The sequence below is a fragment of the Gymnodinialimonas sp. 202GB13-11 genome, from assembly GCF_040932485.1.
Taxonomy (GTDB): Bacteria; Pseudomonadota; Alphaproteobacteria; order Rhodobacterales; family Rhodobacteraceae; genus Gymnodinialimonas; species Gymnodinialimonas hymeniacidonis.
The window spans coordinates 2,488,157-2,513,080 of sequence record NZ_JBFRBH010000001.1 but is presented as its reverse complement, the minus strand read 5'-3'; the positions used below and the strand labels follow the sequence as shown (position 1 = coordinate 2,513,080).

The 24,924-nt window shown below is 61.1% G+C and carries 25 protein-coding genes; 21 read left to right on the top strand and 4 right to left on the bottom strand.

All coding sequences use genetic code 11. The features are described from left to right. Positions 1 to 40: 40 nt before the first annotated feature. Together rhaS and V8J81_RS12640 are read right to left on the bottom strand one after the other, a co-directional pair. Entirely contained in the window at positions 41 to 1,039 is a 999-nt protein-coding gene (gene rhaS / locus V8J81_RS12645; protein WP_368476111.1) for a rhamnose ABC transporter substrate-binding protein, read from the bottom strand. A 38-nt stretch (positions 1,040 to 1,077) separates the two neighbouring features. Next, positions 1,078 to 1,878 (bottom strand): DeoR/GlpR family DNA-binding transcription regulator, encoded by an 801-nt coding sequence (locus V8J81_RS12640; RefSeq protein ID WP_368477637.1) that lies wholly within the window; start codon positions 1,876 to 1,878, stop codon positions 1,078 to 1,080. Between the two features lie 188 nt (positions 1,879 to 2,066). Here V8J81_RS12640 and V8J81_RS12635 point away from each other — a divergent pair, with 188 nt between their 5' ends. Together V8J81_RS12635 and V8J81_RS12630 are read left to right on the top strand one after the other, a co-directional pair. After that, positions 2,067 to 4,169 carry a bifunctional rhamnulose-1-phosphate aldolase/short-chain dehydrogenase gene (locus tag V8J81_RS12635; RefSeq protein WP_368476110.1) on the top strand — a complete coding sequence of 701 codons (2,103 nt, stop codon included), beginning with the start codon at positions 2,067 to 2,069 and terminating at the stop codon, positions 4,167 to 4,169. Positions 4,170 to 4,178: 9 nt separating this feature from the next. Then, the gene (locus tag V8J81_RS12630; RefSeq protein ID WP_368476109.1) at positions 4,179 to 5,411 is read left to right on the top strand and encodes an L-rhamnose isomerase; all 1,233 of its coding nucleotides are present in this window, start codon (positions 4,179 to 4,181) and stop codon (positions 5,409 to 5,411) included. Between the two features lie 132 nt (positions 5,412 to 5,543). On the opposite strand, the gene V8J81_RS12625 is transcribed toward V8J81_RS12630, so the two are convergent. Then, positions 5,544 to 5,882 (bottom strand): hypothetical protein, encoded by a 339-nt coding sequence (locus tag V8J81_RS12625; protein ID WP_368476108.1) that lies wholly within the window; start codon positions 5,880 to 5,882, stop codon positions 5,544 to 5,546. 511 nt (positions 5,883 to 6,393) lie between these two features. Between V8J81_RS12625 and V8J81_RS12620 the strand changes: the two genes are divergently transcribed. The 7 genes from V8J81_RS12620 to V8J81_RS12590 all read left to right on the top strand — a co-directional run bounded on the left by V8J81_RS12620 (position 6,394) and on the right by V8J81_RS12590 (position 12,468). Next, positions 6,394 to 6,954: a F0F1 ATP synthase subunit delta gene (locus tag V8J81_RS12620; RefSeq protein WP_368476107.1), complete on the top strand. Its 561-nt coding sequence runs from the start codon at positions 6,394 to 6,396 to the stop codon at positions 6,952 to 6,954. 1 nt (position 6,955) lies between these two features. Next, entirely contained in the window at positions 6,956 to 8,491 is a 1,536-nt protein-coding gene (gene atpA, locus V8J81_RS12615) for a F0F1 ATP synthase subunit alpha (RefSeq protein WP_368476106.1), read from the top strand. Between the two features lie 30 nt (positions 8,492 to 8,521). Further along, a complete protein-coding gene (locus tag V8J81_RS12610) occupies positions 8,522 to 9,397 on the top strand; it encodes a F0F1 ATP synthase subunit gamma (RefSeq protein ID WP_368476105.1) in 876 nt (291 codons plus the stop codon). 20 nt (positions 9,398 to 9,417) lie between these two features. Next, entirely contained in the window at positions 9,418 to 10,839 is a 1,422-nt protein-coding gene (gene atpD / locus V8J81_RS12605; protein WP_368476104.1) for a F0F1 ATP synthase subunit beta, read from the top strand. A 53-nt stretch (positions 10,840 to 10,892) separates the two neighbouring features. Continuing rightward, complete coding sequence (locus V8J81_RS12600) at positions 10,893 to 11,291, top strand: F0F1 ATP synthase subunit epsilon (RefSeq protein WP_439649893.1); 399 nt, start codon at positions 10,893 to 10,895, stop codon at positions 11,289 to 11,291. Positions 11,292 to 11,562: 271 nt separating this feature from the next. Further along, a complete protein-coding gene (locus V8J81_RS12595; RefSeq protein ID WP_368476103.1) occupies positions 11,563 to 11,793 on the top strand; it encodes an H-type lectin domain-containing protein in 231 nt (76 codons plus the stop codon). A gap of 75 nt (positions 11,794 to 11,868) precedes the next feature. Beyond that, the gene (locus tag V8J81_RS12590) at positions 11,869 to 12,468 is read left to right on the top strand and encodes a hypothetical protein (RefSeq protein ID WP_368476102.1); all 600 of its coding nucleotides are present in this window, start codon (positions 11,869 to 11,871) and stop codon (positions 12,466 to 12,468) included. Here V8J81_RS12590 and V8J81_RS12585 read toward each other — a convergent pair. Next, the gene (locus V8J81_RS12585) at positions 12,465 to 13,493 is read right to left on the bottom strand and encodes a ribose-phosphate pyrophosphokinase (RefSeq protein ID WP_368476101.1); all 1,029 of its coding nucleotides are present in this window, start codon (positions 13,491 to 13,493) and stop codon (positions 12,465 to 12,467) included. The genes V8J81_RS12590 and V8J81_RS12585 overlap by 4 nt on opposite strands. Positions 13,494 to 13,607: 114 nt before the next feature. Here V8J81_RS12585 and V8J81_RS12580 point away from each other — a divergent pair, with 114 nt between their 5' ends. The 12 genes from V8J81_RS12580 (at position 13,608) to V8J81_RS12525 (ending at position 24,883) form a co-directional block, all read left to right on the top strand. Then, on the top strand, positions 13,608 to 14,207 hold the full coding sequence (locus V8J81_RS12580; protein WP_368476100.1) for a 2-hydroxychromene-2-carboxylate isomerase: 600 nt from the start codon (positions 13,608 to 13,610) through the stop codon (positions 14,205 to 14,207). Further along, positions 14,204 to 14,956 carry an alpha/beta fold hydrolase gene (locus V8J81_RS12575; protein ID WP_368476099.1) on the top strand — a complete coding sequence of 251 codons (753 nt, stop codon included), beginning with the start codon at positions 14,204 to 14,206 and terminating at the stop codon, positions 14,954 to 14,956. The genes V8J81_RS12580 and V8J81_RS12575 overlap by 4 nt, the downstream gene beginning before the upstream one ends. Positions 14,957 to 15,087: 131 nt before the next feature. Beyond that, on the top strand, positions 15,088 to 16,176 hold the full coding sequence (locus V8J81_RS12570; RefSeq protein ID WP_368476098.1) for an AI-2E family transporter: 1,089 nt from the start codon (positions 15,088 to 15,090) through the stop codon (positions 16,174 to 16,176). Beyond that, positions 16,176 to 16,853, top strand: a complete 678-nt coding sequence (locus tag V8J81_RS12565) for a P-loop NTPase family protein (RefSeq protein ID WP_368476097.1) — start codon at positions 16,176 to 16,178, stop codon at positions 16,851 to 16,853. The genes V8J81_RS12570 and V8J81_RS12565 overlap by 1 nt, the downstream gene beginning before the upstream one ends. 29 nt (positions 16,854 to 16,882) lie before the next feature. Then, entirely contained in the window at positions 16,883 to 19,057 is a 2,175-nt protein-coding gene (locus V8J81_RS12560; RefSeq protein ID WP_368476096.1) for an RNA degradosome polyphosphate kinase, read from the top strand. Between the two features lie 54 nt (positions 19,058 to 19,111). Beyond that, positions 19,112 to 20,659 (top strand): Ppx/GppA family phosphatase, encoded by a 1,548-nt coding sequence (locus tag V8J81_RS12555; RefSeq protein WP_368476095.1) that lies wholly within the window; start codon positions 19,112 to 19,114, stop codon positions 20,657 to 20,659. Positions 20,660 to 21,038: 379 nt separating this feature from the next. Then, positions 21,039 to 21,233 (top strand): hypothetical protein, encoded by a 195-nt coding sequence (locus V8J81_RS12550; RefSeq protein ID WP_368476094.1) that lies wholly within the window; start codon positions 21,039 to 21,041, stop codon positions 21,231 to 21,233. Positions 21,234 to 21,428: 195 nt separating this feature from the next. Continuing rightward, positions 21,429 to 21,617, top strand: a complete 189-nt coding sequence (locus V8J81_RS12545) for a hypothetical protein (RefSeq protein WP_368476093.1) — start codon at positions 21,429 to 21,431, stop codon at positions 21,615 to 21,617. A 65-nt stretch (positions 21,618 to 21,682) separates the two neighbouring features. Next, positions 21,683 to 23,041, top strand: coding sequence for a proline--tRNA ligase (proS, locus tag V8J81_RS12540; RefSeq protein WP_368476092.1), 1,359 nt, complete (start codon positions 21,683 to 21,685; stop codon positions 23,039 to 23,041). Positions 23,042 to 23,287: 246 nt separating this feature from the next. Continuing rightward, the gene (locus V8J81_RS12535) at positions 23,288 to 23,455 is read left to right on the top strand and encodes a hypothetical protein (RefSeq protein ID WP_368476091.1); all 168 of its coding nucleotides are present in this window, start codon (positions 23,288 to 23,290) and stop codon (positions 23,453 to 23,455) included. Positions 23,456 to 23,531: 76 nt separating this feature from the next. Next, positions 23,532 to 24,440 (top strand): SPFH domain-containing protein, encoded by a 909-nt coding sequence (locus V8J81_RS12530; protein WP_368476090.1) that lies wholly within the window; start codon positions 23,532 to 23,534, stop codon positions 24,438 to 24,440. A 95-nt stretch (positions 24,441 to 24,535) separates the two neighbouring features. Beyond that, the gene (locus V8J81_RS12525; protein ID WP_368476089.1) at positions 24,536 to 24,883 is read left to right on the top strand and encodes a hypothetical protein; all 348 of its coding nucleotides are present in this window, start codon (positions 24,536 to 24,538) and stop codon (positions 24,881 to 24,883) included. The last annotated feature ends 41 nt before the right edge of the window (positions 24,884 to 24,924 follow it).

The following is a 24,924-nucleotide window of genomic DNA, read 5'->3' as shown; positions in this document are numbered from 1 at the left end:
CCCGCAATCAAAGCGGACCGGGCCGGGAGAGCCGCGTTGATCAGAAGATCTCGCGGAACTGCTCGATGTTTGAAGCGTCGTAGGTGAATGGGTTGGCCATGGCACCCGTGGTGGTGTCGTCCAGCTCCAACTCGCCCATGCGACCCATCGGGATCACTGCGCCGGGTGCCGCTTCCGCGCCGTTTGCTGACAGTTCATAGGCCAGCATGGTTGCGGCGTAGCCCAGATCAATCGGGTTCCAGATCGCGAAGGACTGCGAGGCACCGGACTCAATCGCACCGGCCATCTCGGACGGCAGACCAAGGCCCGTCACGTTCACCTGACCAACCATGTCCTGATCGACCACGGCTTGCGCGGCGGCCACGATACCAACGGACGTTGGCGCGATGATCGCATCGAGGTCAGGATAGGTCTGCATCAGGCCAACGGCCTCACGATAAGAACGGTCGGCAAGATCATCGCCGTAAACCGTCGCAACTACCTCGATGTCTGGGTAGTCGCCCATCACGGCGTTCATCTCGGCAATCCAGGTGTTCTGGTTGGTCGATGTCGCGGTGGCCGATAGAAGCGCAACTTGCCCGCCATCCGGCAGGTGATCTGCCGCAAGCTGGATGATCGTGCGCCCGATCAGGGCGTCAGAGGACGGAGCAAGGTGCAACATTCGTCCAGCTTCCGCGACGCCGGAGTCAAATGAGATCACAGCAATGCCGCGCTGCATGGCGCGTTCCAGAACCGGCACCAGCGCGTCGGGATCATTGGCCGAGACAGCAATCGCATCGACGCCCTGCGCGATCAGCGAGTTGATCACTTCGATCTGGCCTTCTGCGGTGGTCGATGTCGGGCCGGTGTAGATGATCTCGACATTGCCAAGTTCTTCCGCCGCTTCCATCGCGCCGTCATTCGCGGCCTCGAAGAAGCCGATGCCAAGCGCCTTCACAACCAACGCAATGCGCACCGGATCGTCGGCATGCGCCGCACCGCCTGCCAGCATCAAGGCGGCCAGTGCCGTGCCCCCGAAAATTCTGCGTGTAATACTCATGATAGTTCCTCCCTAAGAATGAGTTGTCTTCCGGGCCCTCAGCCCGATCCGGTCTGGGTCGCAGCATTTGGCGTGGCTACGATCAGTGTGATGTCCGCCGCTTCAAGCATGGCTGCTGCACGGTCAGAAATGCCGTCGTCGGTGATGACAACGTCGATGCGTTCCAGCGGGCACAGCACGAGGCTGGAACGCTGTTCGAATTTTGAACTATCGACCAGAACCACCAACTCGTCCGCCTGCCCGATCAGCTTCTGTTCGGCCTGGATCAACAGGGGGTCCGCCTCCATCAGGCCAAGCGGCCCAAGCCCCTGCGCGCCCATGAACATGCGTTTCGCGGCGAAGTTGCGGGTCACGTCATTGTCGAAGGGCGACAGGATGATGTTCTGTTCGCGGTAGATGGCACCACCGGACAGCATGATCGTGTTCTTCGAATGCTTCAGCAGGTGTTCGGCGATCGGGAAAGAGTTGGTGAAGACCTGCATCCGGCGCATCGCCAGCGGGTGAACCATTTGAAAGGTTGTCGTCCCCCCGTTGATGATGATTGCATCACCATCATCACAAAGCTCGACGGCAGCGCGCGCAATGGCCTGCTTCTCGGCGCTGCGCATGGTTTCGTTGACGGCGAATGTCCGGCCCGCAAGCCCCACGAATTGCGGTGGAGTGATTGCCTCGGCCCCGCCCCGCACGCGGCGCAGTCGCTTTTCCAAGTGAAGGGTGTTGATGTCGCGACGCACAGTTGCTTCCGACGCGCCGGTAAGAGCGCAAATGTCGGCAACGGTAATAACGGGGCGCTCCTGAACGGCGCTCAGTATCACGTTGTGGCGTTCTTTTTCGTGCATCGAATCCTCCCAGATTGGCTCAATCGTGGATTGTATTTTCATCATGTGTCAATCATTAAATGTCATTATCAATCATTCTGCGGCGCAGCATGATCATTAATGATCGTTTTTGATTGACTTCCGGTCGCCCCGTTCGCAACCTGTAGCTGAATTCATGCCGGGCGAACGCGCCCGAAAGGGGAGGTCGCATGCTGGAAGCCGTTGAAAAAAAGCGTCTTTTGAACAAATGGGACGCAAGCGTTGCAGCTGACATGTCCGAGTCGGAAAAGCTGCTCTATCGCTCGAACCTGCTGGGATCAGACAAGCGGATCACAAATTACGGCGGCGGGAACACCTCTGCCAAGGTGACCGAGACGGACCCGCTCACCGGCGATCCGGTTGAAGTGCTGTGGGTCAAGGGATCGGGCGGCGATGTCGGCTCCATTAAGTTGGATGGCTTCGCCACGCTTTACATGGACAAACTGCGCGCCCTGAAAGGCATCTATCGTGGCGTAGAGTTCGAGGATGAGATGGTCGGCTTGCTGCCCCATTGCACCTTCAACCTGAACCCGCGCGCGGCCTCCATCGACACGCCCCTGCACGCATACGTGCCGCGCAAACATGTCGATCACATGCACCCCGATGCCATCATTGCCATTGCGGCGGCCAAGGACTCCAAGGCCCTGACGACAGAAATTTTCGGGGATGAGATCGGCTGGCTCCCTTGGAAGCGCCCGGGCTACGAACTGGGGCTATGGCTTGAGAAATTCTGCCAGGACAACCCGGAAGCCAAGGGCGTGGTTCTGGAAAGCCATGGCCTGTTCACTTGGGATGATGACGCCCGCGCCTGCTATGAGCTGACCTTGGATGTCATTCAAAAGGCGATGGATTGGTTTGAGGCCAAAACTGCAGACACCGCATCATTTGGCGGCCCGGTCCACGAAAGCCTGCCCGCCAGTGACCGACGCAGCGTTGCCGCGCGCCTTATGCCTGCAATACGCGGCATGGTATCGGGCCAGCAGCACATGGTCGGTCATTTCGACGAAAGCGATACAGTTCTGGAATTCGTGAATTCCGCCAATATGAAGCCTCTGGCGGCACTCGGCACCTCCTGCCCCGACCATTTCCTACGCACAAAGATTTGCCCCCTTGTGGTGGATTTTGACCCCGGCGCGCCGGACGTAGATGCGGTTTTGGCTGGGCTTGGTGATCAAGTCGCCGCCTACCGGGACGACTACGCCGCCTACTATGAGCGCTGCAAACGCGCCGACAGCCCGGCCATCCGCGACCCCAACGCGGTGGTCTATCTGGTGCCCGGCGTGGGCATGATCACCTTCGCCAAAGACAAGGCGACTGCCCGCATCTCAGGCGAGTTCTACGTCAACGCCATCAACGTGATGCGCGGCGCCTCTGCGGTATCGGAATACCAGGGCCTGCCCGAGCAGGAGGCCTTCGATATCGAATACTGGCTTTTGGAAGAGGCCAAGCTGCAACGTATGCCGAAACCCAAGTCGCTGGCCGGTCGCGTGGCGCTTGTGACCGGAGCGGCGGGCGGGATCGGCTCGGCCACCGCAGAACGCTACCTGACCGAAGGGGCGTGCGTTGTGCTCGCCGATATTGACGCCGAAGCGCTTGGCAAGGCGACCGACGCGCTCAGCGACCGCTTCTCCGGCGATGTGGTGCGGCAAGTTGTGATGAACGTGACCGACGAAACCCAAGTGACCCGCGCGATGGAGGATGCAGCCGTCGAATATGGCGGCGTGGACATCCTCGTCTCGAACGCCGGAATTGCCTCTTCTTCCCCAATCGAAGAGACTTCGCTCGCGCTGTGGCAAAAGAACATGGACATCCTCAGCACCGGCTATTTCCTTGTCAGCCGCGAGGCGTTCAAACTTTTCCGCGCGCAAGGCATGGGCGGCTCGGTCGTGTTCATCGGGTCGAAGAACGCACTGGCTGCCAGTCCGAATGCCGCTGCTTATTGCACCGCCAAGGCCAGCGAGTTGCACCTTGCCCGCTGCCTTGCACTGGAGGGCGCCGGGGCAGGCATCCGCGTGAACGTCGTAAACCCCGACGCCGTGCTGCAAGGCTCGAAGATCTGGCAGGGCGAATGGCTCGACCAACGTGCCTCTACCTACGGAACCGACAAGGCGGGGTTGGAGGAAATGTACCGCGAACGCTCCATGCTAAAGCGCTCCGTGCTGCCGCAGGATATCGCTGAGGCGGCGTATTTCTTCGCCGCTGAGACCTCTGCGAAATCCACCGGCAATATCATCAATGTCGATGCGGGCAACGCCCAAGCCTTCACGCGATAGGAGCCGGTCATGAGTTACGAGAGCGCAAAGGCCCAGTTCGCGGATTGGGGTGTGGATGCTGAAGCCGCTATGGCACGGCTCGCCACCATCCCGATCTCAATGCATTGTTGGCAAGGCGATGATGTTGTTGGGTTCGAAACCAAAACCGGATCGTCCGGTGGCGGCATTCAGGCCACAGGCAACCATCCCGGTCGCGCCCGGACGCCGGATGAACTCCGCGCCGATCTGGAATTCGCCTACGGGCAAATTCCCGGCTCGCACCGTTTGAATCTACACGCCATGTACCTCGACACCGACGCGACGCCTGACCGGGACGAGATCGAATACGATCATTTCGCGCCTTGGGTGGATTGGGCGAAGGATCAGGGCATTGGCCTCGACTTTAACCCGACCTTCTTCGCCCACGCGAAGGCTGACGATAACCTGACACTCAGCCATCCGGATCAGGGTATTCGTGACTTCTGGGTCGAACATGGCCGTCGCTCCCGCGAGATCGCGGATCGAATGGGGTCCGAACTTGGCAGCGCCTGTGTCAACAACATCTGGGTACCGGACGGCTACAAGGACATTCCCGTCGATCGTATAGCCGCCCGCGAACGGCTGGAGGCCTCACTTAACACGATGCTGGCGGCGGCCCATTCGGATATGCTGGACGCCGTAGAAAGCAAGCTTTTCGGCATCGGGGTGGAGGCCTGCACGGTCGGCAGCCACGAATTCTACATGGGCTACGCTATCCGCAACGGAACGCTTCTCTGCCTCGACATGGGCCATTTCCACCCAACCGAAAGCGTGTCCGACAAACTGAGTTCTATCGCACTTTCAGTGCCGGAGATTCTGCTTCATGTCTCCCGTCCAATGCGATGGGACAGCGACCATGTGATCCTTCTGAACGATGATATCCTCTCCATGGCGCAGGAATTGGTGTTTGCTGACTTGCTCGACCGTACCCGCATTGGCCTCGATTTCTTTGACGCTACGATCAGCCGGACTGCCGCTTGGGTCATCGGCACGCGGAACATGCAAAAGGCTCTGCTCCGGGCTCTCTTGTTGCCGCAGGCTCGGCTCAAGGATGCCGAGACCGCGCTGGATCACACGACGCGATTGATCATGACGGAAGAAACAAAAGATCTGCCGTTCGCGGAGATATGGCAGGAGTTCTGCGCTCGGCATGACACGGCGGCTGGTAGCACGCTGATCGACGAACTTGGTCGGTACCAGACGCATGTCGCAAATCGAGGCTGAGAATTCTGTTGCGCTCCGGCCCAGGGACACTGGATGAAGCGCCAAATTGCAATGTAACATCAGGGCAAGTGACCCTGGTATCTTTCCAAAGCGATCTGACAATCGTTGGACCGCGCTAAGGCGAGGGCTTGATTAAGAAACTCGCTGGCGCAGCCATTGCGACAAGCCCAAGCTACCCAGAACAAACACGAACAGTGGGAGGCGAGGAGCCTCTGTCGTCGGATTAACGAAGCCGTTCAGGGAAAGAAAAAGAACGTGCAGCATGAGGTAGACCACAACTGCAAGTGGAATAGCAAAGCGCGACGGCGAGAGAGTAGGTAAAACAGCCGACAGTGCGCCTGCGGTTAGAACAGCGTTGGATGCGATCCGAATTGGTTCGGCCTGCTGCGCGGCAACATGAACGGCAACGTCCAAAATCTGCCATACGATCAGAAGGCCTAAGGGAATGAGGACACGCTTCTCAAATATCAAGGGAATACGTCTCCGTGCGTTGCGAGGTCAGCTGTTAGCTGGAAGTGACTACGTGTAAGTCAAGGCAATGGTGCAGCTTTGGGTTCAAAACGGCCATTCGCGGCTTCTCTATAGCGAGGGGGGGTAACAGGGTGCCTGTCGCCTAGGACGCGGTCAGTGCCGGGGCGTAGGGTCGTGCCGGGAAGGCTGTGGGCCGCGCCCCTGTGTGTTGGGTCAGTAGTGCGACGCCGGGCCTTTGCCCGCTAAATTCAGGCAAGAATCGAGCCATTCTGCCGCACTATCGCTATGGGCAAACCGCCGCAGCGCCGCATCGGGGTTGCAAGCCTTTGAAATAAGGCATTTTTCAACCTGAAGGGGCTTTTGCGGACCCTGTTGCAGCATCGCAAACCCTCTGCTACACCCCGCCCGAATTCACAGGGGAGTGATGGCACCACGCCGTCACGACAGGGATTGCCCGGGGACAGCGTCGCTGCCAACCGACCCGGGCATCACTTATACGAAAGGGGTCTTCGTGAGCGAACCAGCTTCGATCTCGACCGGCATTGCCGCGCGCTATGCGACTGCGATGTTTGAATTGGCGTCTGAGGAAAAGGCGCTCCCCGCGCTGGAATCCGATATTGATGCGTTGGACGCAGCCCTTGAGGGCAGCGCCGATCTGCGCGACCTGATCCATTCGCCGATCTATGGTCGCGAGGAAACGGCTGCTGCGATTGGTGGCGTGGCCGACAAAATGGGTCTGAACGCGATCACCGGTAACACGCTGCGCCTGATGGCGTCCAAGCGCCGCCTGTTCGTGCTGCCCGCTCTGCTGACCGAGCTGCGCGAGAAGATCGCGGACCATAAGGGTGAGGTGACGGCGGAAGTGACGTCGGCGAAGGCCCTGACGAAAACTCAAATGGATAATCTGGCCAAGACGCTGAAGGCGTCGGTCGGCAAGTCCGTGAACCTGAAAGCGACCGTCGATGAAAGCATCATCGGCGGTCTTGTTGTCAAAGTTGGCTCGAAGATGATCGACACGTCGATCCGCTCCAAGCTCAACGCACTCCAGAACACGATGAAAGAGGTCGGATAACATGGCGATCCAAGCAGCTGAGATTTCTCAGATCCTCAAGGACCAGATCAAGTCGTTCGGTCAGGACGCACAGGTTGCCGAAGTCGGCCGCGTTCTGTCCGTCGGTGACGGTATTGCGCGCGTTTACGGCCTCGACAACGTGCAGGCCGGTGAGATGGTTGAATTCCCCGGCGGCATTCAGGGCATGGCCCTGAACCTGGAAGCCGACAATGTGGGCGTCGTGATCTTCGGGTCCGACCGCGACATTAAAGAAGGCGACACTGTTAAGCGCACGAACTCCATCGTGGACGTGCCCGCGGGCATGGGCCTGTTGGGCCGTGTTGTGGACGGTCTGGGCAACCCGCTGGACGGCAAGGGTGCCGTTGACGCGGAAGAGCGTCGGGTCGCCGACGTCAAAGCGCCGGGCATCATCCCGCGTAAATCGGTGCACGAGCCGATGGCAACGGGCCTGAAGGCGATCGACGCGATGATCCCGATTGGCCGTGGCCAGCGCGAGCTGATCATTGGCGACCGTCAGACCGGCAAGACCGCCGTGGCGCTCGACACGATGCTGAACCAGAAGACCTACAACGACGCCGCGACGGATGAGAGCCAGAAGCTCTACTGCATCTACGTGGCCGTGGGTCAGAAGCGGTCCACCGTTGCGCAGCTGGTGAAGAAGCTGGAAGAGACCGGCGCGATTGAATATTCGATTGTTGTGGCCGCAACCGCATCCGACCCTGCGCCAATGCAGTTCCTGGCACCTTATGCCGCGACCGCGATGGCGGAGTACTTCCGCGACAACGGCAAGCACGCGTTAATCATTTATGATGACCTCTCGAAGCAGGCTGTGTCCTATCGTCAGATGTCGCTGCTGCTGCGCCGTCCGCCCGGACGTGAAGCCTATCCCGGTGACGTTTTCTACCTGCACTCGCGCCTGCTGGAGCGGTCCGCGAAGTTGAACGAAGACAATGGCTCGGGCTCGCTGACGGCTCTGCCGGTTATTGAGACCCAAGGCGGCGACGTTTCGGCGTTTATTCCGACAAACGTGATCTCGATCACCGATGGTCAGATCTTCCTTGAGACGGAATTGTTCTTCCAGGGCATCCGCCCCGCCGTGAACACCGGTCTGTCGGTGTCTCGTGTGGGCTCCTCGGCCCAGACCAACGCGATGAAGTCGGTGGCTGGCCCGGTGAAACTCGAGCTGGCGCAGTACCGCGAAATGGCGGCATTCGCGCAGTTCGGTTCGGACCTCGACGCCTCGACGCAGAAGCTGCTGAACCGTGGCGCGCGTCTGACCGAGCTGATGAAGCAGCCGCAATACTCGCCGCTGACCAACGCAGAAATCGTTGTGGTCATCTTCGCGGGTACCAACGGCTACCTCGATGATCTGCCGGTGGGCGATGTGGGCCGGTTCGAGCAGGGTCTGCTGACCTTCCTGCGCTCGAAGCATCAGGATCTGCTCGACTGGATCACCACGGAAGACCCGAAGGTGAAGGGCGAGGCTGCGGACAAGATCAAAGCCGTGCTCGACGCATTCGCGTCCGATTTCGCCTGATCCGAAAACGAGACTTAAGGGGAATGGCATATGCCTAGCCTGAAGGACCTGAAAAACCGGATCGACACGGTCAAATCGACCCGCAAGATCACCAAGGCGATGCAAATGGTCGCCGCCGCAAAGCTGCGCCGCGCGCAGGAAGCGGCGGAGGCTGCACGCCCCTATGCTGAGCGTATGAACGCCGTGATGGGCGGGCTGGCGCAGGCGGTTGGTGCGTCGGAAGGCGCGCCGCGTCTGTTGGCCGGAACCGGCAAGGACGATGTGCATCTGCTTGTCGTCATGACGGCGGAACGCGGCCTGTGCGGTGGCTTCAACTCGTCGATTGCCCGCCTTGCGCGGACCCATGCCCAGAAGCTTCTGGGTGAGGGCAAGACCGTCAAGATCCTGACGGTCGGCAAGAAGGGCCGTGAGCAACTGAAGCGGGACATGTCGGACCATATGGTTGGCCATGTGGACCTGACAGAGGTCAAGCGCATCGGGTATGCCAATGCCGCTGACATCGCCTCGGATGTGTTGGGCCGTTTCGACGAAGGTGAATTTGACGTCGCGACGATCTTCTACAACCGCTTTGAGAGCGTCATCAGCCAGATCCCGACCGCCACGCAGATCATCCCGGCCTCTTTTGAGGCGAACGAGGATGACGATGCCGGCACGCTCTACGATTATGAGCCCTCGGAAGAGGCGGTGCTGGAAGACCTTCTGCCACGTGGGATCGCCACGCAGATTTTCACCGCGCTTCTCGAAAATGGCGCGTCCGAGCAGGGCGCCCGGATGAGCGCGATGGACAACGCCACGCGCAACGCGGGCGAGATGATCGACAAGCTGACCATCGAATTCAACCGCTCGCGTCAGGCCGTCATCACCAACGAGCTGATCGAAATTATCTCGGGCGCGGAAGCGCTCTAACGGAACCGGAGACTTAGACAATGGCAAAAGTCGGCAAAATTACGCAGGTCATCGGCGCCGTCGTTGACGTGCAGTTCGAAGATGCACTGCCCGACATTCTCAACGCGCTTGAGACGGACAACAACGGCAAGCGGCTGGTTCTGGAAGTGGCGCAGCACCTGGGCGAAAGCACTGTGCGCACCATCGCCATGGACGCAACCGAAGGCCTTGTGCGCGGTCAGGAAGTGACTGACACGGATGGCCCCATCGTGATGCCTGTGGGTAACGGCACGCTGGGTCGGATCATGAACGTTGTGGGTGAGCCCATCGACGAAAAGGGCCCGATCGACAGCGACGAGACCCGTGCGATCCACCAGGAAGCGCCTGATTTCCAGGAACAGTCCACCGAGTCCGAGATCCTCGTGACCGGCATCAAGGTTGTGGACCTGCTGGCGCCTTACGCGAAGGGCGGTAAGATTGGCCTCTTCGGCGGTGCCGGTGTGGGCAAGACGGTTCTTATCCAGGAACTCATCAACAACATCGCCAAAGTGCACTCCGGTTTCTCGGTGTTCGCCGGCGTGGGTGAGCGGACGCGTGAAGGCAACGACCTTTACTACGAATTCATCGAATCCGGCGTCATCAACATGGAGAACCTGGTCGAGTCCAAAGTGGCGCTCGTCTACGGTCAGATGAACGAGCCTCCGGGCGCGCGTATGCGTGTGGCCCTGTCGGGTCTGACGCTGGCCGAACAGTTCCGCGACCAGTCCGGCACGGACGTTCTGTTCTTCGTCGACAACATCTTCCGCTTCACGCAGGCCGGTTCCGAAGTGTCCGCCCTTCTGGGCCGTATTCCTTCGGCTGTGGGCTACCAGCCGACGCTGGCCACCGACATGGGCGCGATGCAGGAACGCATCACCTCAACCAAGCAAGGCTCCATCACCTCGGTGCAGGCGATCTACGTGCCTGCGGACGACCTGACCGACCCCGCGCCGGCCACGTCCTTTGCCCACCTCGACGCCACGACCGTTCTGTCGCGCGCGATCTCGGAGCTTGGCATTTACCCCGCCGTGGACCCGCTGGACTCCACCAGCCGTATCCTCGATCCGGGTGTTGTGGGTGACGAGCACTACCAGGTTGCCCGTGACGTGCAGGGTATCCTCCAGCGCTACAAGTCGCTGCAGGACATCATCGCGATCCTCGGGATGGACGAACTGTCGGAAGAGGACAAGCTGACCGTGGCCCGCGCCCGGAAGATCCAGCGTTTCCTTTCGCAGCCGTTCGACGTGGCTGAGGTCTTCACCGGTTCGCCCGGCGTGCAGGTGCCGCTGGAGGACACGATCCGCTCGTTCAAGGCGGTTGTGGCCGGTGAATATGACCACCTGCCCGAAGCAGCCTTCTACATGGTCGGCGGCATCGACGAAGTCGTCGCCAAAGCCGAAAAGATGGCAGCGGAAGCCGCTTGATTTAAGCCGCCCCGGTCCGCCGGGGCGGGTTTTGCAGATAACGGAGCCACATCATGGCAACCATGCAATTCGATCTTGTCAGCCCTGAGCGCCGTTTGGCGTCTATGGAAGTGTCCGAGGTTCAGATCCCCGGCGCTGATGGCGACTTGACGGCAATGCCCGACCACGCGCCGATGATCACGACGCTGCGGCCCGGCGTGTTGAAAGTGTCTGGCGCAGAGGGCGAGAAATCGTACTTCGTGACTGGTGGTTTTGCGGACGTCGCGGGGCCATCGGCTACGATCCTGGCCGAACGCGCGCTTCCCATCGAGGAAGTGACGGGGGAGCTGGTGGAGGAGCTGATCTCGGCCTCTGAGGCCAAGAAGGCTGAGGCCAGCGATGCAGCAGCCGACACTGCCGCGAAATACCACGCGGACCTTACGGCTACGTTGGACGCCATCGTCGGTCGCTAAGCGGTTCGAAAAGACTGGAAGAAGGCCCTTGGTGCACCGCCGGGGCCTTTTTTCGTTTCAGCGGTGAATTCACCGCCTGCGCCCATCTTTTTTCTCAACATTGCCGCAGATTTCAGCTTACAAACAGCGAAAGTGTAATTTCGTCAGTGCCATGAAACGTTTCCAATCCAATTCCGTCGCCGTCGACCAAGGGTCGAGCGTTCTGTTTTCAGACTTTTCCAATAATGGGCCTATGTGGTCAGGGGAGGGTCCTCGCGAATCCATCACTAAAGTGGAATTCACAGAGGCCTATCTGGAGCCGCCTATGGTGCATGTGGCGATCTCTATGTGGGATACGGGCGGCGATACCAACCAACGCGCGGATTTGCGGGCCGAGAAGATTACGACCAAAGGCTTCAGTCTTGTCTTCCGCACATGGGGCGACAGCCGCGTAGCGCGGATCCGGGCCGATTGGATGGCAATCGGACAGCTGCCGGACGACGATATTTGGGATGTAGACTAAGCGATCTCCAGTGAGTACTTGAACGTCGTTCAAAAATGAACTATGTTCAATTATGTACTTCCGGGAGAGAGCGCTTTGGCCATTCAGAATTCAGCGGATCAAAAAACCAATGTGGGGCTGGCCGCAGGTGCAGGCATCGTGTCGGGCATCGTATCGGGCCTTTTGCTGGAGCCCGCAGTAGAGGTCATGGAAAGCTTGACGGTGTTGGCAGACACGCTGACTGGTATTCTGTTTCCAATGGCAATGTCAGCCGGCCTCGTCTTTGGCGTGATCGGCGCGATCTTTGGGCTGTCCCGCCTTGGGTTTCGGCCTTTGGTGGCAGCCCTTTGGTTCACCGGCTCCATCGTCGGGATGGGTGCGGCCTTCTATGTGTCAATCCTGACGTACGACAGTTCCAACAGCGGGGGCGCTGATTTCATCATCCCGTATCTTTGCGCGAGCCCTGTCGGCGCCTTGATCCTGGGTGGACCGCTGGTTCTGCTACGGCCCTATGCGGCGAAACTGAAATTGCTTGCAGCATTGGTTGTTCTGCCTTCCCTGTTGGCGCTTGGCGTCGCGGTGCTCATGGGGGTGCAGCAGGCGGATGACGCGCTGTCCCTGTCTTGGCTGATCCCGCTTTATGTTGGGTGGCAGACCCTGTTCCTGACGACCCTTGCGATGTGGCGGCGCGCTTAGCGGCCCCACATGCCCTTGGGGTAGAGCCCTTCGTAGATCGGTACGAGTGATGCCGTGTCGAACAGCGACGAGACGGACGTGCCATTCCAGATGTTGAGGATGGATTGCGCGAACATCGGCGCGGTCGGGACCACGCGGATATTGGCGCAGTTCTCAACCGGTTCGGTGGCCTCAATCGTATCGGTGATGACGAGCGACTTCATGACGGAGTTCGTCACACGTTCCACCGCCGGGCCGGACATGACGCCGTGGGTGATGTAGGAATGCACTTCCGTCGCACCTGCTTCCATCAGCACTTCCGCGGCTTTGCAAAGCGTGCCAGCGGTGTCACAGATGTCATCGACAATGATACATTTCTTGCCTGTGACATCACCAATTACAGTCATTCCGGCCACTTCGCCTGCCTTTTCCCGACGTTTGTCCACAATGCTCAGCGGTGCGCCGATGCGGGTGGCTAGTTCACGTGCGCGGGCCACTCCTCCGACGTCTGGCGAGACGACCATGACGTCAGACATGTCGCCGCCGAACTGGTGCAGGATGTCGAGTGCGAAGATCGGCGAGGCATAGAGGTTATCGACGGGAATATCGAAGAAACCCTGAATCTGGGCGGCGTGCAGGTCCATCGTCAGCACCCGCTCGATCCCACCCGCGACGATCATGTTCGATACCATCTTCGCGGAGATCGGCGTGCGGGCCTTGGTGCGGCGGTCTTGGCGGGCATAACCAAAATAAGGGATCACGGCGGTGATGCGTGCGGCGGAAGACCGGCGCAGTGCGTCGGCCATGATCAGCAATTCCATCAGGTTGTCGTTGGCAGGCTTCGAGGTCGACTGGATGATGAACATGTCCTCGCCCCGGACATTCTCGAAAACCTCGACGAAGATCTCGCCATCATTGAAGCGCTCGACCCGGGCATCGACAAGGCCCACTTGCATTCCGCGATGCATCGACATCCGTTTGCCGATGGCATCCGCCAAGCTCTTGTTCGCATTGCCGGAAATGAGTTTCGGGTCTTGTGCAGCCATTGATCTGTCCCCTCTGGCCCGGGTGTCGGCCCGTCCCCACGCGGCCCCCCGGTATACAGTTGACACCCCCTAACACCCGCCCCACTTATCCGCCAAGCCAAAAGGGGGCGCATCATGCCGCATATCGACTACTATTTTTCGACCATCTCACCCTACACCTACCTCGCCGGTACCCGGATGGAGGAGGTCGCGGCCAAACATGGCGCGACGATAACCTACAAGCCGCTGGACATTATCGCACTGTTTGGGCGCACAGGCGGTGTGAAGCCGGCCGACCGCCACGAAAGCCGGAAAGAGATGCGCCTGCAGGAGATGCGGCGGCAATCCGCGAAGTTGGGAATGAAGATGAACCTCCAGCCAGCCTTCTGGCCCACGAACCCCGCTCCTTCGTCCTATGCGTTCATCGCGGCAGCGAAAGCAGGCGGTGGCGATTTGGGCGCACTGGTCCACACGCTGACCCGCCGTGTTTGGGCTGATGAACAGGATATCAGCAAGGACGATGTGATCCGCGCCGCGTTGGTAGAGGCCGGGTTTGACGGCGGTTTGGCCGATAGCGGCATGCTGGCAGGGGCCGAGGAATACGCCCGCAACCTCGAAGATGCCGTCAGCGCCGGGGCCTTTGGCGCGCCATTCTACATCGTCGATGGTTCCGAGAAATTCTGGGGTCAGGATCGTATCGCCGACCTTGACCTGTTCCTGTCCGGCAAATTGTGAGCGTTCGTCATTGGGGGCAGGGGGCGGAGCCTGCCCTTCTGCTCCACTGCACGCTCGCCCATGGCGGGGCATGGGCAGGCGTTGCACGGCATCTGGCCCATCGGTTGACCATGTCTGCGCCCGATCTTCTGGCCCATGGTGCGGGGCCTGAGGCCGACCGCAACCGCGACTTCCACGACCAAGCGTCCGAGGCTGCTGCGCGGCATTTGCCCGACGCGCCCGCGCATCTGATCGGCCACAGCTTTGGGGCCACGCTTGCCCTGCGCCTCGCCGTTGAGGCGCCTGAGCGCGTGCGTTCGCTCACACTGATCGAACCAGTGCTCTTCTGCGCCGCCGATGGCCCCGGGCGCGCCGCCCATGATGCGCATTTCGCGCCACTTGCTGCGGCCATGACCGACGGCGACCTTGCTGAGGCAGCGCGCGTCTTCCTTGGCCTCTGGGGCACTGAAGACTTCGATGACCTCCCAAAGGCGCAACAGCGCTATATCATCGACCGCATCTGGATCCCCGAGGCGACCGAGCCCGCGCTTATTCAGGATCGAGCGGCCCTCCTGCCACGTCTGGGCGATCTGTACGTGCCAACCCTCCTAATCGAGGGCGCGCATTCGCCGCCCGTCATCAATGAGATCAACACCCGCCTTGCCCTAGGCCTACCAAATGCAACCCGCGTGCGGATTGCCGGGGCGTCCCACATGGCCCCGATCACACATCCCGCTGAGACCGCCGCCGCAATTGACGGCTTTCTCTGAACAGCCAATTGCGCCCTTTCATCTTGCCAGAGAAACCTCGGGGGACGTCGCCACAGGCGATGGGGGGCAGCGCCCCCTTGCACAGCCGCGCCACCTGACGCATCTAGAATGCCAACAGAAAGGCGCGTTCCATGGCACTGCCCGTTCGGCAACAAATGATCTATTGGGGTATCGCAGCCCTTGTCTTCCTTGCGGTGCTCTACCTGCTTGGCGATGTGATCATGCCGTTTCTTGTGGGCGGGGCGATTGCCTATTTCCTCGACCCGTTGGCCGACCGGCTGGAAAAAATGGGCGCTTCGCGCGTTTTGGCGACGGCGGTGATCTTCGTCTTCCTGATCCTGATCGTGGTGCTCGCCGCGCTGATCGTGATCCCGCTTCTGGTGCAGCAAACCAGCGACCTGATCGCTGCGGCCCCAGGCATCTTCGAGAACCTGCGCGGCTTTCTGACGGAACGCTTTCCAGAGTTGATCAACGAAGCCTCCCCCATCCGTCAGTCGCTCGCCAATATCGGAGAGACGATTCAGGAGCGCGGGGCGGAGTTGTTGCAAACCGTGCTCAGCTCGGCCGCCGGTGTCATCAATGTGCTGGTCTTCATGGTGGTTGTGCCAGTTGTGGCCTTCTACATGCTGCTGGATTGGGACCGGATGGTCGCGCGCATCGACGACCTTCTGCCCCGCGACCACGCCCCGGTGATCCGCGATCTGGCGTCGCGCATTGATCGGACACTGGCCAGCTTCATTCGCGGCCAAGGCACAGTTTGCCTGATCCTTGGGGCATTCTACGCCATCGCGCTGATGGTCGTGGGCTTGCAATTCGGCCTGGTTGTGGGGCTGGTTGCCGGCCTTCTGACCTTCATTCCCTATGTCGGCGCGCTGGTGGGCGGCCTGCTCGCCGTGGGTCTGGCCCTGTTCCAGTTCTGGGGGGCGGACAATTGGTGGATGATCATCGTGGTCGCCGCGATTTTCCAGGTCGGCCAGATGATCGAAGGCAATGTGCTGACGCCGAAGCTCGTTGGGTCCTCGGTGGGCCTGCACCCGGTCTGGTTGCTGTTCTCGCTGTCGGCTTTCGGCGCCCTCTTTGGGTTTGTGGGCCTGCTTGTTGGCGTGCCCGTGGCCGCCGCAATCGGAGTGCTCGTGCGTTACTTCATCGAACGCTACAAGCATGGGCTGCTTTATCGCGGCGTTGAGGCGCAAAACAGCCAGGACGGCGACGCGGACTAATGCCCCGGCAACTGACCTTCGATCTGCCCCCGCGCCCGGCGATGGGGCGTGACGACTTTTTCGTCAGCACGGCCAATGGCGCCGCCGTTGCGCTGATCGATGGCTGGCGCGATTGGCCCCACGGCAAGATGGTGCTGACCGGCGCGCCGGGGGCGGGCAAGACGCATCTGGCCCATGTCTGGGCCGCACAATCCGGTGCGCGGATTGTGGCTGCCACTGAGCCGCAAGACCTTGCCACCCTCCCGCCCGCGCTTGTGTTGGAAAACTGCGAGGAGGTCGCGGGGGATTCCGCGGCCGAGGAGGGGCTGTTTCACCTTCATAATGCCTGCGTGGGCGAGGGTATCCCGATGCTCTTCACTGCCACCACGGCCCCCAGCCGCTGGGGGCTGCGCCTGCCGGACTTGGCCAGCCGCATGGCGCAGGCTGGCCTGGCCCATATTGACCCGCCCGATGACCAGCTTCTGATGATGGTGCTGGTCAAACAGGCTGCTGACCGGAACATGGCGCTGACGCCCAACATGCTGACCCACATCACTGCCCGTATGCCACGCGATTTCGCGGCGATCACGACGCTGATCCAACAGGCGGACGCGCTGGCGCTGAGCGAGAAGAAGCCCGTCAACATGGCCCATATCCGCGCGGCCCTTGCGGACCTGCCCGACGATCCGTCATCCTGAGGCCACAAACCCGAGGTAGCCCTGCCCCCATGAGCTTCGCCGATTTCCTCAACGCGCCCGTCTGTGCCCCGCTCGAACTGAGCGCGGAGGACATCGAAGGCCCAAAGCGGTTCTTCAACCGCGAGCTGTCATGGCTGGCCTTCAATTGGCGCGTGCTGGAGGAGGCGGCGAACCCCCGCGTGCCCTTGCTAGAGCGGGTGCGCTTCGTCTCGATCTCAGCCGGCAACCTCGATGAATTCTACACCGTCCGCGTCGCGGGCCTGCGGGAGTTGGCGCAGGAAGGGAACCTGACGCCAGCCGCCGATGGGCGCACCCCGGCGGAACAGCTTAAGCTCATCAACGCTGATGCCCGCGCCCTGATGATCCGCCAGCAAGAGGTGTTCACCGGCCTGCGCGCGGAGTTGGAGGCCGAGGGGATCACCGTCGTGACGCGTGACGAGTTGACCGAGGCCGACAAGGCCCATTTGGCCGACATCTTCTTGCAGCAGGTCTTCCCGGTCCTCTCTCCGTTGGCCATCGACCCGGCCCATCCGTTCCCGTTTATTCCGAACGAAGGCATCGCGCTGGCCTTGCAGATGAAGCGCGACAGGGACGGGCGGCAGCTTCAGGCGCTGTTGCCGATCCCCGGCCAGATTGATCGGTTCCTTCCTCTGGAGGCCGAAGATGGCAAAGCGCGGTATCTGCCGCTGGAGGAGCTTCTGCTTCTCAACATCAACGCGCTGTTCCCCGGCTATAATGTCAGCGGCACGTGCCTGTTCCGCGTGCTGCGCGACAGCGATCTTGAGGTCGAGGAAGAGGCCGAAGACCTCGTCCGTGAATTCGAGACCGCCCTGAAACGCCGCCGCCGGGGGGAGGTTGTGCGCCTGCAGATCAGCGACGGCGCGCCCGACAAGTTGGCCCGCGAAATCCTTGATGAACTGCATGTCAGCGGGGATGAGGTGGTTGAGGTCAAGGGCATGATCGGCCTTGTCTCGCTGAAGGAACTTGTCACGGACATCCGCCCCGATTTGCTCTGGCGGTCCTTCATGCCGCGTGTGCCGGAGCGGGTGCAGGACCATGACGGCGATATGTTCGCAGCGATCCAATCCAAGGACATGCTGCTGCATCACCCCTACGAGACCTTCGATATGGTCATCCGGTTCCTCGCCCAAGCCGCGCGGGATCCGAACGTGGTGGCGATCAAGCAGACGCTTTACCGGACCTCGAATGAGAGCCCCATTGTGGAGGCGCTGTGTGAGGCAGCGGAGAACGGGAAATCCGTGACCGCACTGGTGGAGCTGAAAGCCCGCTTCGACGAGGCCGCCAATATCCGACAGTCCCGCAAGCTGGAACGCTCCGGCGCGCATGTCGTCTACGGGTTCATCAACTACAAGACACACGCAAAGATCAGCACCGTGGTCCGGCGCGAGGGCGATAAGCTCGTCACCTACACCCACTACGGCACCGGCAACTACCATCCCATTACGGCGCGGATTTACACGGACCTGAGCCTGTTCACCTGCGACGCGGCTTTGGGCCGCGATGCGACCAAGGTGTTCAACTATATCGGCGGATATGCCGAGCCTGCGGATCTTGAGAATCTCTCCATCTCGCCGCTGACGATGAAGACCACACTGCTGGACCGTATCGCGGCCGAGGCAGAGCACGCGCAGGCCGGTAAGCCCGCGATGATCTGGGCCAAGATGAATTCGCTGATCGAGCCGGACGTGATTGACGCGCTCTATGACGCGAGCCAGAAGGGCGTACAGATCGCGCTGGTGATCCGGGGGATTTGTGGCCTGCGCCCGGGCGTGAAGGGGCTGTCCGAAAATATCCGCGTGAAGTCCGTCGTGGGCCGGTTCCTTGAGCATTCGCGGATCGTCTGTTTCGGCAATGGCCATGGCCTGCCTGCCAAGAAGGCGCGGGTATTCATCTCTTCCGCCGACTGGATGGGCCGCAACCTCAACCGCCGGGTCGAGACGTTGGTGGAATGCAAGAATGCCACCGTGAAGGCGCAGATCGTGGGGCAGATCATGGCGGCGAACCTCGCCGATGTGGCGCAAAGCTGGGTTCTGCGCGGCGATGGATCGTTTGAGCGGCCCGATCTGTCAACGATCGAAAACCCGTTCTCCTGCCACCGGTTCTTCATGGAGAATCCATCGCTGTCTGGTCGGGGCTCGGCCGGGGCGAAAGATGTGCCGGAACTGACCCACGGCGATGATTGACCGGGGCGCGCGCGCCGTGCCACAAAACCCACGCATCCGGGCCTGAGGGGGAGCATGACCATGGAGGACGGCCACCCCGATTGGGGGCCTTTTGGAGTGCCCCTGTTCGACGGCCCCGAAGCGCGGTCGCTGGCGCGGGTGGGCGTGATCGACATCGGCTCGAACTCGGTCCGGTTCGTGGTGTTCGACGGCGCGGCGCGATCCCCGGCCTACTATTTCAACGAGAAGATCCTTTGCGGCCTTGGCGCGGGCTTTGCCGAAACCGGCCGCTTGAATGCGGAAGGGCGCGTACGGGCGCTGGCGGCGCTGAAACGCTTTGCGGCGCTGGCGCGGTCGATGCAGGTGCATCCGATGCTGACGGTTGCTACGGCGGCGGTGCGCGACGCGGAGGATGGGCCGGAGTTTCGGGCGGACGTGCTGCGCGACACGGGGCTGGAGATCCAGATTCTCGACGGGGAGGAGGAGGCGCGGCTTTCGGCGCAGGGCGTGCTGTTGGGCTGGCCCGGCGCGCAGGGGCTGATCTGCGACATTGGCGGCTCGTCCATGGAACTGGCTGTGTTGAAGGGGGATGGCGTGGTCGGTGAACGGCGCACGTCCAACCTTGGGCCGCTGAAGCTGATGGGGATCAAGGGCGGAAAGAAGGCCATCCGCGCCCATATCCGCGAACGGATTGCCGAACTGGTCGACGGCTTCCCGGAACGCCCCAAGCGGTTATTTCTGGTCGGTGGCTCGTGGCGGGCGATTGCGCGGGTCGATATGATCCGGCGCGACTATCCGCTGAAGGTGCTGCACGAATACCGCATGACGCCCAAGGCGATCATGAACACGATCAAGCATATCGGTGCCACGGATGTGGAGGCGCTGAGGGCGCAGACCGGCAATTCGGTGGAGCGGATGCGGCTGGTGCCTCTGGCGGCTTTGGTGCTGAAAGAACTGGTGCGGCAGCTCAAGCCCAAGGAGGTCGCGATTTCCAGCTACGGGATCCGCGAAGGGTTGCTTTACGACCAGATGTCGGACGCTTTGCGCCAGCGTGACCCGCTGATCGAAGCGGCCCGCCATGCGGAGGCATCGTCGGCCCGGCAACGCGGGTTCGGGCGGGCGCTTTATCGGTTTATCGAGCCGCTCTTCCCCGGCGCGCGGCCTGACAAGAAACGCCTGATCCGCGCCGCCTGTCTGCTGCATGACGTGAGTTGGCGGGCGCATCCCGATTACCGGGCCGAGGTTTGCTTTGATAACGCCACACGCGCCAATCTGGGCGGGCTGACCCATGGCGAGCGGGTCTACCTGGGGCTGGCGCTGCTGCATCGCTACAAGTCGAACCGGGCCGGGACGGGCTTCGATGCGAACCTGTTGGAGCTGCTTTCGGAGAAAAAGGTGCGCGAGGCTGAGATCCTTGGCCGTGCCATGCGGTTCGGGGCCATGTTCGCGCTGGAGAATCCCGTCGATCACGGGAAGCTGCGCCTGCGCCCCAAGCGGCGCGAGTTGATCCTGACGCTGACCTCGGACGAAGGCCGCAGTCTGTTTGGAGAAGTTTCCGAGGCCCGGTTCAAAGCCTTGGCGCAGGCCATGGACGTGGAGCCGATTGTGAAGGGCCTCCATTAATCGGGTGGTAGGGATTCCCTCAATAGAGTGATCGCACGCGATGCCCTACCTATGGGTCATCGCGAAGGATGACTTCGTTGGAGACCTGCCATGACTGCCCTGAATACCATCGCCTGCTCTGCTGTTCTGCTGATCCTTGTGATGTTTACGGTCATGCTATCTGCCCCCGTCTCTGCCGGGGTGATCTGAAGCGATATGTCCCTGAAGGTGCGGCGGGTTTTGTCCCTTGTACCGCCGCACCGTTCCCTTTGTTCCCTTTTCCTGCGGCCCCTTTTGGGGCCGCTTTTTTGCGTGCCGACCACAAATGGTAGGGAAAGCCCCCATACCGGCCGGGGGCGTGAAAGCGTAGGTTGGACGCAGGAGAGAAGGAGCTGCCCCAATGTCCACCATGAATATTTTGTCCATTACCCTTATTGTATTGATCCTCGCCTCTGGGATTGCCCTGTTCTTCGGCATCCGCGCCGCGCAGGCCAATGAGCCAATCGCCCCTGTCTTGTTGCCCGTCCCAAGCGTTGAGGCGAATTTCGCGCCCGACACGATGGACGAAGTGTCGAGCTTCGTTGAGGTGCAGTGACATGACCACACCCGGACGCCTTCACCTTGCTGCGACCCTTGTTTTGCTTGCATCGATGGCCGGCGTGGGGATCGTGCAGGCCGGCGTGCTGGAAACGCCCACGGGTGGTTTCGGCACGATCGATCGGCCCTCGTTTTGTTTGGTTCCGTGGATAGCCGGGCTTGTTCCCGGATCTTGCACTGGTGGGACGGTATGATGTCGAGGGTGGTCCTTGCCTCTCTGACCTTTGCCATTGGCGTCGCTGCGCTGTCGCTGGCGGTCAAGCCCGCAGCAGCTGCCGTTCTGGAAGCGCCCGCAGGTGGCTTCAGGGTTATCGACCAGCCCACATCAGCGCCGCGCCTGGATGGGTTCAGCACCACGGCTTCCGGTTCACCGAACATCTGATGTTGTGAGCCAATTTTCTTTGGCTTAGACGTGGCAGAACCAGTTTTTCCAAGGGTTCCGCCGCCATGCGCCTTAGCCGCTACTTCCTCCCCGTTCTAAAGGAAACGCCTGCCGAGGCGCAGATTGTCAGCCACCGGCTGATGCTGCGCGCAGGCATGATCAAGCAACAGAGCGCGGGCATCTATTCGTGGCTGCCGCTTGGCTACAAGGTGCTGCGCAATATCGAGCGGATCGTGCACGAAGAACAGATCCGCGCGGGCCATATTCCGATGCTGATGCCCACGGTGCAGTCCGGTGAGCTTTGGCAGAAATCGGGGCGCCATAACTCCTATGGTCCTGAAATGCTTAGGTTTATGGACCGTCATGGGCGCGAGATGCTGTACGGCCCGACCAATGAGGAGATGATCACCGAAATCGTGGCGAGCTACGTGACCTCCTATAAGGCGCTGCCGCTGACGCTGTATCATATCCAGTGGAAATTCCGCGACGAGGTCCGCCCGCGCTTTGGCGTGATGCGAGGCCGCGAATTCTACATGAAGGACGGCTACAATTTCGACGTCTCGAAAGAAGACGCGCTGCACGCGTATAACCGTCACCTCGTCAGCTACCTGCGGACCTACGAGCGGATGGGCCTGCAAGCCATCCCGATGCGGGCCGATAGCGGGCCGATTGGCGGGGATGACACCCATGAATTCCTGGTGTTGGCCGAGACGGGCGAGTCGGAGGTTTTCTATGACAGTGAAGTCACCGACTTGAGCTTTGGCGACCGCGACATCGACTACGACGACAAAGCGGCGTGTCAAGCGGTGATGGATGAATTCACCAGCCGATATGCGCGCACCGACGAGACCCATGATGAAGCCCTCTTCAAGGAAATTCCCGAGGACCGTCAAAGGGTTGCGCGCGGCATTGAGGTTGGTCAGATCTTCTATTTCGGCACCAAGTATTCCGAGGCGTTCGGGGCGATGGTGCAGAATGAAGAGGGCGAGCGTGTGCCGCTCCACATGGGCTCCCACGGGATCGGCGTGAGCCGTTTGCTAGGCGCGATCATCGAGGCGAGCCATGACGACAACGGCATAATCTGGCCCGAGGGCGTGACACCGTTCCATTGCGGCATCGTGAACCTGAAACAGGGCGATGGGGAGGCGGATGCGGCCTGCGAAAGCCTTTATGCTGCGCTGGAGACAGCGGGACTTGAGCCGCTTTACGACGACCGGAATGAACGCGCTGGCGGCAAGTTTGCGACCATGGATCTGATCGGTCTGCCGTGGCGGATTACGGTTGGCCCGCGTGGCCTGAAGAACGGTGTGGTGGAGCTGACGAGCCGCAAAACGGGTGAGAGCGAAGAGCTGTCGCCCGAGGCCGCCGTGGCCCGCGTGGCGGAGATTTACGCGCCGCATAAGCCGGTGAATGCGGGGGTATAGAACCCGTATGCAGCCCGCACACCGGCGCGGCATCTACGCAATACCAACCAAGTTGCGAGAGTTTGGCCCTTCAGATTTTTGAGGGGTCAACCAGATGCACTGCATACTCCTCGACACCTCGCCAAACAGATCCGGGCGCATGATCGGGGATGAATTCGGGTGGGGCCGAATGTTTGTCGCGACAAACCCCCTCGACGAATGAAATATCGCGGGATAGGCTCAAGCCATTGAAAAGGAGAGATTTCCATGAAGAAACTGATCTTGATTGCCGGCCTTCTTGCCACCAGCGCCTGTGTTTACGCCCCGACCGTCCCCTATGGCGGCGGTGGCTATGGCGGCCCGGCAGAGCCGGATATCTATGACCTGCCCGCGCATTGCTATTATGACCAGTATCAGCAGGTGATCTGCCGCTGACGCAATTCATCGTCTCGGCTGCATCTGATCGATGCCCGCGCGATGCGTTTGTCGCGCGGCAAACGGGAGTGGCCTGATGGGGCGATGGGTTTGGATCGGTGGTGCCGCGTGCGTAGCGCTTGTGCTGTACGCGGTTTGGCTGTGGCAGGGTTTTGTGACCGTGCAGCCACACCAGCAGGCTGTCGCGGACCGCGGTGATACGCTGGACGTGCTTGAGCCTGGCGTTTATGTCGTCGGTGGGCTGGTCCGGGATGTCACCATCTACGATGTCTTCCTGGAGCGACAGCACCGGGTGGCGGACCCTGTGATGGTGGATCAGTGCCCGGTCACCTTTTTGGTGACGTATAGGGTCGGGGATGTGCTGGCCTTCCACATGGACGGCGGGGATTACGACGCCATTGCGGGCCAAGACGCCGCGTTGCGCGCGCTGATGGAGGCGGCGGACCTGTCGTTGGCGCAGTTGCGGGGGCCTGACATGGATGCCTTGCGAGTGGCGGTTCAGGAGGCCGCGCCACCGGGCATAGAGATCTTGCGGCTCACCGCTGATGTCGGGGCCTGTGCGGGGGCTGCGACCGCGGCGGACGATGTACCGGAGGTTGAGGTCGTGCGCGAGGCGATGGAGCTGGTGCAGGCCGAGGCGGATTTGGGGGAGCTGCGGGTGGAGATTTTCGACCTGCCGCTCCTGTCCCGCGATGATGCGCGGCTGGAACTGACGGGTGCGGTGGCGAGCTTTGATCTGGCGGATGCGGATTGGGCAAGGACTTGTTTTGGGGATTTCGAGACTATGCCGGGCTTGCAGGTTGCCAATGTCGTCGAGGCGGGCCTGCGTGAAGTGGCGGGCAGCCATGACCGCGTGGATGTGCCCGGCGCGTTTGCCACGCTGACCCCGCCTTTGGCGCCGCGTCTGGAGGCCGATTGCGGCGTGCGGATTGGCCCAGTGGATTTCAGCGCGGCCCGTCTGGACTGGCTGCGCGCGGCCCAATAGACGCGCGCGTCTTTTCGGGGCGGTCGCAAAAAAAACTAGGCAGGCGTGAGAGTTGCGCCCTAGGATATCTCCGCAAAAAAAGAGGGGACATTTTCATGAAACGATTCATCTGGTTGATGCCTGCGCTGGCGCTGTCGGGCTGTGTGGCTGTTGGCGGTGCGGTGACGCCGCTTGGGGGTGGTGTGTTCACCGCCGGGGGTGGTCAGGTGGGAACGCCGTTGCCGGCAAACCCGCCGCCGGGAGGATTTACCAATCCCGACCCGGGTGCCATCGTGATTGCCGATCCCAATCAGCCGAGCAACGCGGTTCTGGCCTCCATCATCGGCGTTGCGCCGGGGGATATCCGCAGCGTCTATCCTGCCGACCCGGTCGAAGGGGGGCAGCCCGGATGTTGGGGCGTGACGACCCATGCGAGCCGATTGTACCCGAATGTGTGCCCGTAAAGAGAGGAAGGACGTTCCGTGCGATATTTGATGGTTTTGAG

Coding starts and splice junctions, on each gene's coding strand:
- V8J81_RS12530 (WP_368476090.1), top strand. CDS start 23,532: ATGGGGCGATGGGTTTGGATCGGTGGTGCCGCGTGCGTAGCGCTTGTG.
- proS (WP_368476092.1), top strand. CDS start 21,683: ATGCGCCTTAGCCGCTACTTCCTCCCCGTTCTAAAGGAAACGCCTGCC.
- V8J81_RS12545 (WP_368476093.1), top strand. CDS start 21,429: ATGTCGAGGGTGGTCCTTGCCTCTCTGACCTTTGCCATTGGCGTCGCT.
- V8J81_RS12635 (WP_368476110.1), top strand. CDS start 2,067: ATGCTGGAAGCCGTTGAAAAAAAGCGTCTTTTGAACAAATGGGACGCA.
- V8J81_RS12610 (WP_368476105.1), top strand. CDS start 8,522: ATGCCTAGCCTGAAGGACCTGAAAAACCGGATCGACACGGTCAAATCG.
- V8J81_RS12565 (WP_368476097.1), top strand. CDS start 16,176: ATGCCCCGGCAACTGACCTTCGATCTGCCCCCGCGCCCGGCGATGGGG.
- V8J81_RS12570 (WP_368476098.1), top strand. CDS start 15,088: ATGGCACTGCCCGTTCGGCAACAAATGATCTATTGGGGTATCGCAGCC.
- rhaS (WP_368476111.1), bottom strand. CDS start 1,039: ATGAGTATTACACGCAGAATTTTCGGGGGCACGGCACTGGCCGCCTTG.
- V8J81_RS12630 (WP_368476109.1), top strand. CDS start 4,179: ATGAGTTACGAGAGCGCAAAGGCCCAGTTCGCGGATTGGGGTGTGGAT.
- V8J81_RS12535 (WP_368476091.1), top strand. CDS start 23,288: ATGAAGAAACTGATCTTGATTGCCGGCCTTCTTGCCACCAGCGCCTGT.
- V8J81_RS12585 (WP_368476101.1), bottom strand. CDS start 13,493: ATGGCTGCACAAGACCCGAAACTCATTTCCGGCAATGCGAACAAGAGC.
- V8J81_RS12555 (WP_368476095.1), top strand. CDS start 19,112: ATGACCATGGAGGACGGCCACCCCGATTGGGGGCCTTTTGGAGTGCCC.
- V8J81_RS12580 (WP_368476100.1), top strand. CDS start 13,608: ATGCCGCATATCGACTACTATTTTTCGACCATCTCACCCTACACCTAC.
- V8J81_RS12640 (WP_368477637.1), bottom strand. CDS start 1,878: ATGCACGAAAAAGAACGCCACAACGTGATACTGAGCGCCGTTCAGGAG.
- atpD (WP_368476104.1), top strand. CDS start 9,418: ATGGCAAAAGTCGGCAAAATTACGCAGGTCATCGGCGCCGTCGTTGAC.
- V8J81_RS12560 (WP_368476096.1), top strand. CDS start 16,883: ATGAGCTTCGCCGATTTCCTCAACGCGCCCGTCTGTGCCCCGCTCGAA.
- V8J81_RS12550 (WP_368476094.1), top strand. CDS start 21,039: ATGTCCACCATGAATATTTTGTCCATTACCCTTATTGTATTGATCCTC.
- V8J81_RS12600 (WP_439649893.1), top strand. CDS start 10,893: ATGGCAACCATGCAATTCGATCTTGTCAGCCCTGAGCGCCGTTTGGCG.
- atpA (WP_368476106.1), top strand. CDS start 6,956: ATGGCGATCCAAGCAGCTGAGATTTCTCAGATCCTCAAGGACCAGATC.
- V8J81_RS12525 (WP_368476089.1), top strand. CDS start 24,536: ATGAAACGATTCATCTGGTTGATGCCTGCGCTGGCGCTGTCGGGCTGT.